This window comes from Streptomyces sp. NPDC002144 (genome assembly GCF_053593695.1).
The window spans coordinates 14,538-28,346 of the sequence record NZ_JBSFDB010000060.1 but is presented as its reverse complement, the minus strand read 5'-3'; the positions used below and the strand labels follow the sequence as shown (position 1 = coordinate 28,346).

General features: G+C 71.1%; 8 protein-coding genes. 6 read left to right on the top strand and 2 right to left on the bottom strand.

Annotation, left to right across the window (positions count from 1 at the left end):
* Nucleotides 1-13: 13 nt before the first annotated feature.
* On the top strand, nt 14-475 hold the full coding sequence (locus tag ACWCQ1_RS44915; protein WP_451029212.1) for an ankyrin repeat domain-containing protein: 462 nt from the start codon (nt 14-16) through the stop codon (nt 473-475).
* Here the strand turns inward: ACWCQ1_RS44915 and ACWCQ1_RS44910 are convergent.
* Nucleotides 447-2,918, bottom strand: a complete 2,472-nt coding sequence (locus ACWCQ1_RS44910; RefSeq protein ID WP_451029211.1) for a SpoIIE family protein phosphatase — start codon at nt 2,916-2,918, stop codon at nt 447-449. The genes ACWCQ1_RS44915 and ACWCQ1_RS44910 overlap by 29 nt on opposite strands.
* Before the next feature lie 202 nt (nt 2,919-3,120).
* On the opposite strand from ACWCQ1_RS44910, the gene ACWCQ1_RS44905 reads away from it, so the two are divergent.
* The 5 genes from ACWCQ1_RS44905 (at nt 3,121) to ACWCQ1_RS44885 (ending at nt 12,759) form a co-directional block, all read left to right on the top strand.
* Nucleotides 3,121-5,187, top strand: coding sequence for a SpoIIE family protein phosphatase (locus tag ACWCQ1_RS44905; protein WP_358607390.1), 2,067 nt, complete (start codon nt 3,121-3,123; stop codon nt 5,185-5,187).
* A 56-nt stretch (nt 5,188-5,243) separates the two neighbouring features.
* Nucleotides 5,244-5,498, top strand: a complete 255-nt coding sequence (locus ACWCQ1_RS44900; protein WP_133047673.1) for an EF-hand domain-containing protein — start codon at nt 5,244-5,246, stop codon at nt 5,496-5,498.
* Between the two features lie 244 nt (nt 5,499-5,742).
* Complete coding sequence (locus ACWCQ1_RS44895) at nt 5,743-10,938, top strand: family 43 glycosylhydrolase (RefSeq protein WP_451029210.1); 5,196 nt, start codon at nt 5,743-5,745, stop codon at nt 10,936-10,938.
* Nucleotides 10,939-11,029: 91 nt separating this feature from the next.
* Nucleotides 11,030-11,515: a cation:proton antiporter regulatory subunit gene (locus ACWCQ1_RS44890; protein ID WP_133047671.1), complete on the top strand. Its 486-nt coding sequence runs from the start codon at nt 11,030-11,032 to the stop codon at nt 11,513-11,515.
* A gap of 5 nt (nt 11,516-11,520) precedes the next feature.
* On the top strand, nt 11,521-12,759 hold the full coding sequence (locus tag ACWCQ1_RS44885) for a cation:proton antiporter (RefSeq protein ID WP_451029209.1): 1,239 nt from the start codon (nt 11,521-11,523) through the stop codon (nt 12,757-12,759).
* A gap of 10 nt (nt 12,760-12,769) precedes the next feature.
* On the opposite strand, the gene ACWCQ1_RS44880 is transcribed toward ACWCQ1_RS44885, so the two are convergent.
* A complete protein-coding gene (locus ACWCQ1_RS44880; RefSeq protein ID WP_451029208.1) occupies nt 12,770-13,801 on the bottom strand; it encodes a hypothetical protein in 1,032 nt (343 codons plus the stop codon).
* Between the last annotated feature and the right edge of the window lie 8 nt (nt 13,802-13,809).

Genomic DNA, 13,809 nt, shown 5'->3' with positions numbered 1-13,809 from the left:
AAGCTCGCCGATCGTGAAACAGCGGCGGCAGAAGAAGCTTTCCCGTCACCTCTTCGCGGCGATACTGGCCGCTGACCCGGCACGGGTGGCGGCCCTGCTGCGCGTGGGCGCGCACCCGGACCGAGCGGACGGCGACGGCACCACCCCTCTGTATCTGGCGTCCGTGCAGGGGCAGTCCGAGATCGCGCGCCTGCTCCTGACCGCAGGTGCCGCCCCGAACGGGGAGAGCCGCGGAGTCGGCGCGGAGGGCACACCCCTGTGCGCAGCCTCGTGCGGGGGGCACAGCGGGACCGTGCGTGAACTGTTGGCGCACGGAGCCGACCCCAACCTCCGTGAGGACGGCGGAAGGGGCTGGGCGGCCCTCGACTGGGCGAACCACGGCCGCCATGCCGAGACCGCAGAGGTCCTCATCGCGGCCGGAGCACGACCCGCGGACGGACCCCGCCTCACGGAATTTCCTGCTCCGCCCAGATGATCTTTCCTTGCGGTGTGTAGCGGGCGCCCCAGCGGCCGGTCAGTTGGGCCACGAGGAAGAGGCCGCGTCCGCCCTCGTCCGTGCTGCGGGCGTGTCGCAGGCGGGGAGCCGTGCTGCTGGAGTCGGCGACCTCGCAGGTCAGCTTGGTGTCGCGGATCAGTCGCAGACGTATGGGCGGCTCCGCGTAGCGGATCGCGTTGGTGACCAGTTCGCTGACGACGAGTTCCGTCGTCATGGCGAGGTCCCGCAGCCCCCAGTCCTCCACCTGGCGGGTGGCCCGCGCGCGGAGGTCGGCGACGGCGGCCGGGTCCACGGGCACGTCCCAGGAGGCGACATGGTCCGCGCCCAGGGTGTGGGTGCGGGCCAGGAGCAGGGCGATGTCGTCGGGCTGCGGTCCGGGGACGAGCTGCTGCACCGCGGATGTGCACAGCGTGGGCAGGTCGGTGTCGGAGCGGGTGAGCGCCGCGGCCAGGCGGGACATGCCGTGCTCGATGTCGCCGTCGGACCCCTCGGTGAGACCGTCGGTGTAGAGGCCGATCAGGCTGTGCTCGGCGAGTTCGATCTCGGTGGCCTCGAACGCCATGGCGCCGAGTCCCAGCGGTGGTCCGGCCGGCGGCTCGGGGAAGGAGACCCGGCCGTCGGGTGCGACCACGACGGGCGGCGGGTGTCCGGCGCGGGCCATGGTGCAGCGACCGGTGACCGGGTCGTAGACGGCGTACAGGCAGGTCGCCCCGAGGAAGGCGGTCATGCTTCCCTGGGCCGGCCCGCCGTCGGTCTTCTCGGCGCTCAGCCGGAGGACGAGGTCGTCGAGGTGGGCCAGCAGTTCGTCGGGCGGCAGTTCCATGTCGGCGAGGGTCTGCACCGCCGTGCGCAGCCGGCCCATGGCCGCAGCGGCAGTGATGCCGTGGCCCACCACGTCGCCGATGACGAGACCGACCCGGGCCCCGGACAACGGGATCACGTCGAACCAGTCGCCGCCCACACCGTCCGTGGGGTCGGCCGGCAGATAGGCGGAGGCCACCTCCAGCGCGGTTCCGCCGGAAAGGGCCTGCGGCAGCAGACTGCGCTGCAGGGTCACCGCCGCGGTGTGTTCGCGGGTGTAGCGGCGGGCGTTGTCGACGCACAGCGCCGCCCGGGCCACCACTTCCCGGGCCAGCAGCACGTCGTCCGGCTGGAAGGGGACCGGGTTGAGGGAGCGCAGGAAGGTGGTGATGCCGAGCGCGGTGTTGCGTGCCCGCATCGGTACGGAGATCAGCGAGTGCAGGCCGAACTCGTGGATCCTCTGGGCCCGTTCGGGCTCCTCTGTGACCCACTCCTTGGCCGAGGGGTCGATGACCGGGAGCAGGATCGGTTCACCGTCGATGAGCAGGCGCAGATCGTGTGTCGGGGGCAGGAAGCCCGCTTTCTCCCCGATCCGCACCACGGCCTCGGGACAGCCCTCCCGCACCGAGCTCATCCCGGCGCGCCGCAGCACCGGCTGGGCGGAGGCGGGCCCGGCGTCCGTCAGCCACGCGCCGTGCCCCTCGGTGCTCAGGACGGGCTCCAGGAGGTCGACGATGACGAAGTCCGCGAACCGCGGTACCGCGAAGTCGGCGAGTTCCTGGGCCGTCCGCATGACGTCGAGGGTGGTGCCGACGCAGGTGCCGGCCTCGTTGACCAGCGTCAGCAGCCGCCGCGCGGTCCAGCGCTCGGTGACGTCCTGAACCATGTAGCAGACCCCGGTGACCGTCTCTCCCGCGTCCACCAGGGGGAAGAAGGACGTGGAGTACGCGCGCTGACGGTGCGGGTCGGCCCAGCTCCAGCCCAGGTACTCGTAGTCGGTGACCGGGACTCCGCTGTGCAGGACCTTGCGCATCAGCCCTTCGAGGGTGGCGGCCTGCAGCCCCGGCAGCAGCTCGCTCAGCCGCCGCCCGAGCCGCTGTTCGCGCGGCACGCCGCCGAAGCGTTCGAGGGTGTCGTTGAGCCACACGTAGCGCAGCTCCCGGTCCATCACCGCCATGCCCACCGGGGAGCGGGTGAGGAACCCGTCGAGCATCGACTGACCGATCATCCACTGCTGGCGCCGCTCCCGCGCCGAAAGCAGGAAGCACTCGCTCGCGCCGACCCGGAAGGACGCGGAGACCCGCAGGTCCGCGTCGACGGACCGGCCGTCGCGGTGCCGCAGCGGGACCAGGCCGTTCCACCCCATGCCGGCCCGGCAGCGCTGCACCACGCCGGCCACCCGTGCCGGGTCCCGGGGGACGGCCAGCAGACGGGCGGCGGAGGTGCCGACCATGTCGGCGGCAGGGTGGCCGAGCAGCGCTTCGGCGGCACGGGTCCAGCCGAGCACGACCCCCTGAGCGGTGACGACCGCGGCCGCGTCGCTGGACGCGTCGAGGAGATCGCGCGGTGCCTCGGGCGCCGGCCCGTCGGGCTCGTCTCGCGCTGGATCCATGGGTGCCATCCGGGTGCCGTCCTGTACACCCCCATGTTCCTGCTAGTCCGCCCGATGCGCACGGGCCTGACGGACCCGGCTGCCGGCGCTCCCCCGCTTCCGCCCGTCCGGAAGCGGAGGGACCATGGAAGGACCGCTGGTCGGAAACCGGGCGTGCGACGACGCCGGCAAGGGTCGCCGGATCCTGCGGAACGGTGGAGGTGCTTGCCGGATGACTGCCGAATCCTTCGCGCCGGACGACGATGCGACCGGCGTCGACCCACCGGCGCCGACCAGTCTGCTGGACCTCCTGAGCGTGGCCGCCACGGTCGTCGACGCCGACGGGCGCATCGTGTTCTGGACCCCGCAGGCCGAGGAACTGTTCGGGTACACCGCGCAGGAGGCGCTCGGCAATTACGCGGCGCGGCTGTTCATCCACCCCGAGCACCTCAAGGCCGTGGTCAGACTGTTCACCGAGGTGCTGCGGACCGGGCGGAGCTGGGCCGGCGCCTTCCCGATCCGGCACAAGGACGGCAGCACCCGCGTCATGGAGTTCCGCAACATGCGGCTGCAGGACGACCTCGGGGACGTCTACGCGCTGGGCATCGCCGCCGACCACGAACTCCTCCAGCGCGTCGAGACCGACCTGGCCCTGTGCGACCGGCTGATCAGGCAGTCCCCCATCGGCCTGGCCCTGCTCGACCCCGACCTGCGCTATCTGCTGGTCAACCCGGCACTGGAGCGCATCGACGGCGTCCCCGCCGAGGAGCACGTGGGCCGGGGCCTGCGGGAGACCCTGCCGCTGCCGGACATCGACACCATCGAGTCCGCGCTGCACCAGGTGCTCACCACCGGCACGCCGCTGCTGGACCAGTACCACGTCGGCCGTCCGCGGACCGACCCCGAGCACGAACACGCCTGGTCCATGTCGTTCTACCGGCTGGAGGACCCCGGTGGCCGGGTCCTGGGCGCGGCCGCCTCGGTCGTCGACGTCACCGAGCGGCACCGCGCGGCGGCCGAGGCCGACCGGGCGCGGCGCCGGCTCGCGCTCATCGCGGACGCCTCGGTGCGGGTCGGGACCACGCTGGAGGTGGAGGAGACCGCCCGGGAGCTGGCCGAGATCGCCGTCCCGCAACTGGCCGACGTGGTCGCCGTCGACGTCCTGGACTCCGCGCTGGCCTGCCGCCGCTCCCGCAGACCGGACGACGGACCCGAGCTCTTCCGCGCCCTCGCGCTCAAGGCGGCCCATCCGACGGTGGCCCTGCGCGCCGCCGACCCGCCCGGCGGACTGGCGGCCTACGAGGGCGACCGGCTGGTCACCCTGTGCGTCCACAGCGGCCGCCCGGTCCTGGTGCGGCACGTCGGCGAACAGGACCTGCCGCGCATCGCGCGGGACGCCGAGGCCGGCTCGCTGCTGGCCCGGGCGGGCGTCCATTCGTACCTCGCGGTACCGCTGATCGCCCACGGCGAGGTGCTCGGCGCGCTCGACCTCAAACGGACCCGCAATCCGCTGCCGTTCGACGAGGACGACGTCGTGCTGGCCGCCGAGCTCGCCGGGCGGGCGGCGGTGGCCATCGACAACGCCCGCTGGTTCCAGAGCGTGCGCAACACCTCCCTCACCCTGCAGCGCAGCCTGCTGCCCGATCATCCGCCGCAGCACGCGGGGCTGGAGCTGGCCTCCCGCTACCAGCCCGCCCAGGCCACCAGCGAGGTCGGCGGCGACTGGTACGACGTCATCCCGCTCGAGGACGACAAGACCGCGCTCGTCGTCGGCGACGTCATGGGCAACGGCATCGACGCCGCCGCCACCATGGGCCGGCTGCGCACCGCCACCTGCGCCTACGCCGACCTCGATCTCGAGCCCGGCTCCGTGCTCCGCCACCTCGACAAGATCACCTGCGACCTGGAGCACTACATCGTCACCTGCCTCTACGCCGTCTACGACCCCCACACCCGCCAGTGCCTGCTCGCCAACGCCGGCCACATGCCGCCCGCACTCGCCGGCCCCCATCACGCCCCGAAGCTGCTCGACCTGCCCTCCGGCGCACCGCTCGGTGTCGGCGGCATCACCTTCGAGACCACCACGACCCGCCTCGATCCCGGCGATCTGCTCGTCCTCTACACCGACGGCCTGGTCGAGACCCGGCACCACTCCATCGACGACCGTCTGCAGACTCTGCTCGGCTTCCTCGACGAGCCGCACCGCCCCCTGGAGGAGACCTGCGACCTCCTGCTCTACGGCCTGCGCCACCCCGACGACCACGACGACGTCGCCCTGCTCGTCGCCCGGGCGCTGTAGGGAACCAGGGCGGCGGACCCGGCGTTCTCGTTCCCGAGAGGCGACGAGAGGACACCATGAGCGAGAAAGCCCGCAAGCTGTTCGAGGCGCTCGACCTCGACCACAACGGGACCCTGACCCGCGACGAGGTGATCATCGCGCTGAGGAGCAAGGGCCCCACGCTCGCCGCGTCGGGGGACCTGCCGTTCTGGGCGCTGGGAGACGCCGACGCCTCCTCCGCCCTCTTCGACGCCGCCGACCAGAACGGGGACGCGGTCCTGACGCTGGAGGAGTTCTCGGCAGTCGTGGACCGACGCTTCGGCTGGAGCTGAGCGGCAAGACCGACGGCAACCCCCTTCGGACGTCCCACAGTTGAGGCCCGGACGCAAGGCTCGTTCGGCCTGTCGGACATCGTTCGAAACCTCTTGACGGTGGCATGACCTTCGATTGACACTCTCGCAACACGACGTCACCCAGCCGAAACGATCAGGCGCTCCCGGCCGAGGCGCCCGTTCCCGGCCGGCCTCCCCTGCCTTGCTCCCTCCGTCAGCCATGCCTCCGCAAGGGACCCCCACCATGACGTACCTCGCACGCCGGCGCACCCGTGTCAGACGCCGGGCCGGCCGGCTCGCCGGTCTGACCACCGTGTCGCTGTTCCTGGGCCTCACCGCACCGCTCTCTGCCGCCCACGCGGCGGAAAGCGCGGACGTCACCGACGGGCTGGCTCTCTGGTACAAGCTCGACGCGGCCTCCGGCAGCACCGTCCCGGACGCCTCCGGCAACGGCCGGGACGGCACCGTGAGCGGGACCGCCGACTGGTCGGCCACCGGTCAGGGACTCGCCTTCAACGGCTCCGACACCTACATCAAGGTGCCGAACGACGTCATGAAGGGCATGGACGCGATCACCGTCTCGACGGACGTGCTGATCGACTCCGCGCAGTCCACGCCGTACTTCCTCTACGGCTTCGGCAACTCCAGCGGCAGCAACGGCAACGGCTACCTCTTCACCACCGGCAACTCCCTGCGCACCTCGATCGCGACCGGCAACTGGTCGACGGAGCAGACCACCAAGCCCGCCGACGCGCACAACCTCACCCGCGGGGTGTGGAAGCACCTCACCTACACCCAGGCCGGCTCCACGGGGGTGCTGTACGAGGACGGCGTCGAGGTCGGCCGCAACACTTCGGTCACCATCACGCCCGGCTCCATCGGCTCGGGCACCACGACCGCCAACTACATCGGCAAGTCGCTCTACTCCGGGGACAAGCTCTTCAAGGGCCGCGTCCGCGACTTCCGCGTCTACGACCGCGCCCTCGGCGCCTCCGAGGTCGCCCGGCTCGCCCTCCCCGTCGCCACCCGGGGCGTCGCCGACGACAAGGCCGCGCTGAGCCTCGGCGGCACCGGCGCCGTGACCGCCGACCTGGACCTGCCGAGGACCGGGGCGGCCGGCGGCTCCACGATCGGCTGGGCCAGCGACGACACCGGCGTGGTGAGCGACACGGGCAAGGTGACCCGCCCGGCCGCCGGCGAACCCGCCGCCCACGCGAGGCTCACGGCCACCCTGCGCAAGGGCGCCGTGAGCGACACCAAGTCCTTCGACGTCACGGTGCTGCCCGACTTCGACGACCGGACGGCCACCGAGCACGCCGCCGAGGACCTCACCGTCCACAACCTCGACGACGTACGCGGCAACCTGTCGCTCCCGACGACCGGTTCGTACGGCACCCGCGTCTCCTGGTCCTCCGGCACGCCGGACGTCGTGTCCGCCGACGGCGTCGTGCACCGCCCCGCACACGGCGCCGGTCCCACCACCGTCGAACTGACCGCCACCGTCACCAAGGGCGAGGCGCGAACAACCCGCGTCCTGACCGCGAAGGTCCCCGAACTCCCCGCGCGACAGGCCCTCAAGGGCTACATGTTCAGCTACTTCACCGGCGAGGGAACCGCGGACGGTGAGCAGCTCTACGCGGCGCTGAGCAAGGGCGACGACCCGCTGAAATGGCGGGAGTTGAACGACGGCAAGCCCGTGCTGACCTCGACACTCGGCGAGAAGGGCCTGCGGGACCCGTTCATCATCCGCTCCCCCGAGGGCGACAAGTTCTACCAGATCGCCACCGACCTGAGGATCTACGGCAACGGCGACTGGGACGCCGCCCAGCGCAGCGGCAGCAAGTCCATCATGGTCTGGGAGTCCACCGACCTGGTGCACTGGACGAACCAGCGCCTGGTCAAGGTCTCCCCCGACAGCGCGGGCAACACCTGGGCACCGGAGGCGTTCTACGACAGCAGGCTCGGCGAGTACGTCGTCTTCTGGGCATCGAAGCTGTACGACAACCCCGGGCACACCGGCGACACGTACAACCGCATGATGTACGCGACCACCCGCGACTTCCACACCTTCAGCGAGCCCAAGGTCTGGATCGACCGGGGCTGGTCCGTCATCGACTCCACGATGATCCAGAAGGACGGCACGTACTACCGTCTCTCCAAGGACGAGCGCAACAACTCCTCCTCGACGCCCAACAGCAAGTTCGTCTTCGAGGAGAAGAGCGATTCCATCCTGGGCTCGTGGAGTCCGGTCGCCGAGGGGATCGGCAAGGGTGTGATGAGCGCCGCCGAGGGGCCGTTGGTCTTCAAGTCGAACACCGAGGACAAGTGGTACGCGTTCCTGGACGAGTTCGGCGGGCGCGGCTACATCCCGTTCGAGACCAGCGATCTGGACGCGGGCACCTGGACCCCCGTCACCGGCTACGACCTGCCGGCCAAGCCGCGTCACGGCACCGTCCTGCCGGTCACCCAGGCCGAGTACGACCGGCTGCTGCGCGCCTACCAGCCCGACCAACTGGTCGAGAGCGTCGAGGACGTGCCGGTCAAGACGCGGATCGGTGAACGACCGGTCCTGCCGGCCACGGTGATCGCCACCTATGCCGACGGCGTCAAACGCCCCGTCGCCGTCTCCTGGGAGGACGTGCCGGAGTCGCGGTACGCCCAGGCCGGCACCTTCACCGTGACGGGGAGTCTGCCCGACGGCGCCGCGATCCCGGTCCAGGCCCGGGTGACGGTGTCGGAAGAGGGCCCGGACGTCCCGGCCGACCTGCTGCTGCACTACGGCTTCGACGAGACGTCCGGCAGCATCGCGGTCGACTCCAGCGGACACGGCCACCACGGCACGTACGTCCGCACGCCCGCCTTCGGCACCGGCGTCGACGGCGGCTCGTTCAGGATGTCCGGCGCCTCCGACTCGCCGTACGTGAAGATCCCGAACGGTGTGCTGAAGGACGCCGACAGCGTCACCGTGTCGACGTACGCCAAGTGGCAGGGCGGAAACGCCTTCCAGTGGCTGTTCGGACTCGGACCGGACAGCGACAAGTACCTGTTCGCCACGCCCTCCAACGGCGGTTCCAGCCTCTACTCGGCCATCACCAAGGCGAGTTGGTCGGCCGAGTCGAAGCTGACGGCCGGCTCACAGCTCACGCCCGGCCAGTGGCGGCACGTCACGGTCACCCTCGACGGCCCGACCGGCACGATGGTCCTCTACGTCGACGGCGTCGAGGCGGCCCGTACGACGACGAGCATCAAACCGTCCGAACTGTACGACGCGAACAAGGACTACACCGGCTACATCGGCCGGTCGCTGTACGCGGCCGACCCGTACTTCGGCGGCGAGGTCGACGACTTCCGCATCTACGACCGGGCGTTGTCGGCCGCCGAGGTGATGGAACTCAGCGGCAACACGACGGGGATCGCGCATGTCTCCCACCCGGACCTCAAGGTCGACGCCATCGTCGACAACGCGGACGGCAGGATCACGCTGCCGATGAAGGAGGGCACCGATCTCACCTCCCTCGCACCGGAGTTCACCCTCGCCCACGGCGCGGCGATCAGCCCCGCCTCCGGCAGCGTGCAGGACTTCAGCAAGCCGGTGACGTACGAGGTGACGGGGTCCGACGGCAGGAAGCGCGGCTGGACGGTCACGGCGCTCGTCATGAAGAGCCCGGTTCTGCCGGGCCTCAACGCCGACCCGAACATCGTCCGCTTCGGCGACACCTTCTACCTCTACCCGACCACCGACGGCTACGACGGCTGGAGCGGAACGCAGTTCAAGGCGTACTCCTCCACCGACCTGGTCCACTGGACGGACCACGGCGTCATCCTCGACCTCGGCCCCGACGTCTCCTGGGCGGACAGCAGGGCCTGGGCGCCGACGATCGCGGAGAAGGACGGCAAGTACTACTTCTACTTCTGCGCCGACGCCAGCATCGGTGTCGCGGTCGCCGAGTCCCCGACCGGCCCCTTCAAGGACGCGCTCGGCAAGCCGCTGTTGAAAGCAGGGCAGTTCAGCGGCCAGATGATCGACCCTGCGGTCTTCACCGACGACGACGGCCGGTCGTATCTGTACTTCGGCAACGGCCACGCGTACGTCGTGCCGCTGAACGACGACATGACCTCGCTGGACACCGCGAAGGTCAAGGACATCACGCCCAGCGGCTACAACGAGGGCTCCTTCGTCATCAAGCGCAACGGCACCTACTACTTCATGTGGTCGGAGAACGACACCCGCGACGAGAACTACCGCGTCGCCTACGCCACCGGCCCCTCCCCCACCGGCCCCTGGACCAAGCGGGGCGTGATCCTCTCCAAGGACCTCTTCCTGGGCATCAAGGGCACCGGCCACCACTCGGTCGTCCAGGTGCCGAACACCGACGACTGGTACATCGCCTACCACCGCTTCGCCATCCCCGGCGGCGACGGCACACACCGCGAAACGACCGTCGACAAGCTGGAGTTCGACTCCGACGGCCTGATCACACCGGTCGTCCCCACCCTGACGAGCATCGACCCGGTGACCATCGTGCACGCGGGCGAGGACACCGGGGGTGCGGAGGGCGACGCGATCGCGCTGAGCGGCTCGGTCTCCGGTGCGGGCAGCGCGCGGTGGACGGTCGAGCAGCGGGCACCCTGCACCTTCGCCGACCCCGCCGCCGCGAGGACCACCGTCACCTGCACCGACGACGGCACCTACACGGTCACCCTGACCGGCGGGCGCAGCCGCGACACGGCGAGGGTCACGGTGGCCAACGCGGTACCGGCCGTCATCTCCGCCGAAGGTCCGCGAACCGCGGTGCCGGTCGGCCAACGGGCGGTCGTCACGGCCCGGTTCGACGACCCAGGGACGAGCGACACCCACACCTGCACGGTCGACTGGAAGGACGGCGGCAAGCCGACGGCCGGGACGGTCACCGCTGCCGGCTGCCGGGCCGAACACACCTACGCCAAGCCCGGAATACGCCGCCCGGTGATCACGGTGACGGACGACGACGGCGGCTCCGACAGCTGGACGCTTCCCGAACTCATCACCTACGACCGCCAGGCAGGTTCCGTGTTCGGCACCGGGATCTTCACCTCCCCCGCCGGCGCGTACCCTGCCAAGCCCGACCTGACCGGCAAGGCCGCCTTCTTCCTCACGGCCCACTACCCGAAGCGGGCCACCGTCCCGACCGGGTACGTGTCCTTCGAGTTCGGCCCGGCGAAACTGAGGTTTCGCTCGACCGCCTCCGACTGGCTCGTGGTCACCGGTGACCGGGGCGTGTACGAGGGATCGGGCACGGTCAACGGCACGTCCGGCTACGCCTTCCGCGTCACCGCCGCCGACACCCCGGACAGCTTCCGGATCAGGATCTGGAAGAAGTCCGACGGTGACGTCCTGTACGACAACGCCACCAGCCCCAGGCTCTTGGGCGTCCTCACGATCGGCCCCCACGCCCGCTGAACCGAAGCCGCCGCACGGCCCCTTGAACCTCACCCCGTAGGGTGAGGTTCAAGGTTTCCCAAAGAGATGTCAAAGTCGGAGGGGGTCGGTCGTGGGTACGCCACGCCTCAGCAGTACGCCGTTGCCAGGGATCGGGGTCCGCTACGACCTCACGACGCGCGAGCAGCGTCGCTTGTCGGTGGTGGCGCACCGGGACGGTACGCGCACGGTGAGCGCGTACCGCACGGACGATCCGGACGCATGCGCGCTGTCGGTGCGGCTGACCGCGGGCGAGGCGGAGGCACTGGTCGACGCCATGAAGCCGACGCACCACAGCCCGAACCTGCTGTCCACGACCGAACTGGGCCTGGTGGCCGAGCGGATCGAGCTGTCCACCGTCTCGTACTGGAACGGGCGCCTGCTGGGTGAGACCCGGATGCGTACCGCCACCGGCGCCTCCATCGTGGCGGTGCTGCGCCGGGCCGAGGCCATCCCCTCGCCGACCCCGGACTTCCGGCTGGCGGGCGGCGACACGCTGATCGTGATCGGTACCCGTGAGGGCGTCGAGGCGGCCGCCGCGATACTCGGGCGGGAGTGAGCGGTATGCACTCCTCCGCACGCTTCCTGATCGAGTTCGGCGGCATCATCCTCGGCCTGGGGCTGCTGGGCCGGTTCGCCGCACGCTTCCGCTTCTCCCCCATCCCGCTGTATCTGCTCGCCGGACTCGCCTTCGGCGAGGGCGGGTTGCTGCCGCTGGGCGCGAGCGAGGAGTTCGTCGCCATCGGCGCCGAGATCGGTGTGATCCTGCTGTTGCTGATGCTCGGCCTGGAGTACACCGCCAGCGATCTCGTCTCCAACCTCAAGACCCAGTACCCGGCCGGTCTCGTCGACGCCGCCCTCAACGCCCTGCCCGGCGCCGCGATGGCGTTGCTGCTGGGGTGGGGGCCGGTCGCCGCCGTCGTACTGGCCGGGGTGACCTGGATATCGTCGTCCGGGGTGATCGCCAAGGTGCTCGGCGACCTCGGGCGGCTGGGCAACCGCGAGACACCGGTCATCCTCAGCATCCTGGTGCTGGAGGACCTCTCCATGGCGGTGTACCTGCCGATCGTCACCGCGCTGCTGGCGGGCGCCGGGATCGCGGCGGGCAGTCTCACCCTGGGCATCGCCCTCGGGGTGGCGGGGCTCGTCCTCGTCGTCGCGGTGCGCTGGGGACGGCACATCTCGCGTTTCGTCTCCAACGACGACCCGGAGAAGCTGCTGCTGGTCGTCCTCGGGCTGACTCTGGTCGTCGCCGGTCTCGCGCAGCAACTGCAGGTCTCCGCCGCCGTGGGCGCCTTCCTCGTCGGCATCGCCCTCTCCGGCGAGGTGGCCGAGGGCGCGCACAACCTGCTGGCCCCGCTGCGTGATCTGTTCGCCGCCGTCTTCTTCGTCTTCTTCGGCCTGCACACCGACCCGGCCAGCATCCCGCCGGTCCTGCTCCCGGCCCTCGCCCTGGCCGTCGTCACGGCCGCGACGAAGATCGCGACCGGTTACTGGGCGGCAGGCCGGGCCGGCATCTCCGCCAAGGGCCGTTGGCGGGCGGGCGGCACGCTCGTCGCACGCGGGGAGTTCTCCATCGTCATCGCCGGTCTCGCCGTCACCGCCGGCATCGAGCCCTCGCTCGGCCCCCTCGCCACGGCGTACGTCCTGATCCTGGTGATCCTGGGCCCGCTCACCGCCCGCTACACGGAGCCGGTGGCGCTGTCGCTGACCCACCGCCTGCGCGGACCCGACCAGCCGAAGGACACGCCGGCCGAGAGCGAGCCCGCCGTGGCAGAGCCGCACGAAGTGGGCCGGTCCTGAGAACGTCCGCTCAGTTGTCGAAGCCGATGTGGACGTGGTCGTGGTGGGTGTGGTCGCTGAAGAACTGGTCGGGCCTGGAGCCGCCTGAGAGCTGGACGGGGCCGCCGACGTTGTGGGAGCCGGCCGCCGCCGCGTCCCTCATGAAGCGGTCGATCAGGCTGCGGGGCGTGGCCGGGTCGACCACCTCGTGGCCGTCGATCCGCCACACGTCGAAGGCACGGCCGCGAGGATGGTCGCTGGGGCGGCTGGTGCCGAAGACATCGAGGGGATGTCCGGAGCGGACGACGCTGACGTACATCCGATAGGCGCCCGCCAACTGCCGCATCGCGGTGAGGACACTGTCGTGGATGCGGCCGCTGCGCAGATCGGCCCGGGCGGCGGGCGGCAGTTCGATGCGGGAGTCGGCGAGGATCGCGCGGACGCGGCTCGGCAGCGGTGACACGGCCGCCCCGGGCTGCGCCGGGTGCAGGACGGTGACCGTCCAGCCGGAGGCGGCGCGGGTGAGCCGTACGTCCACCGTCGTACCGCCGGCGCCGACCGTGCCGCCCCGACGCGTCCACTGCCGGCAGACGACCAGCACGCTGGCGGAGTCGGTGAGGATGCCGCCGTACTGGGCGTCGACCACCTGCACGACGGCGGCGTCAGCGTCCGGCAGCAGAGGGCCTGCCTGGGCGACGAACCCGGCGGGAAGCCTCAGCGCGGCCACCCGCGTCCTGGCCGCGCCCGCGCCGCCCCCGCCCTGCGGCCACGCCCCGATCGCCTCGACCAGCCGCACCGCGCGGAGTTTGGCGGTCGGAGTGATCTCCGCGGAGGTCGGCCGCCAGAGTGTCGTGCGGGGCAGGGCGGCGGCCTGCGTCGTGGGCGGCGGAGACGTGGGCGGACCGGCCGGGGCTGTGCCCGACGGTGAGGCGCCCGACGGGGTGGGGGTCGACGGGGGGGCCGTGTGGGACGTGCCGCTGCCGCAGCCCGCCGCGCCGACGACACACCCCGCGACGCCCAGCAGTACGGCTCGGCGGGACGGTTGACCGGGCTCGTGCGTCATATCTCCCA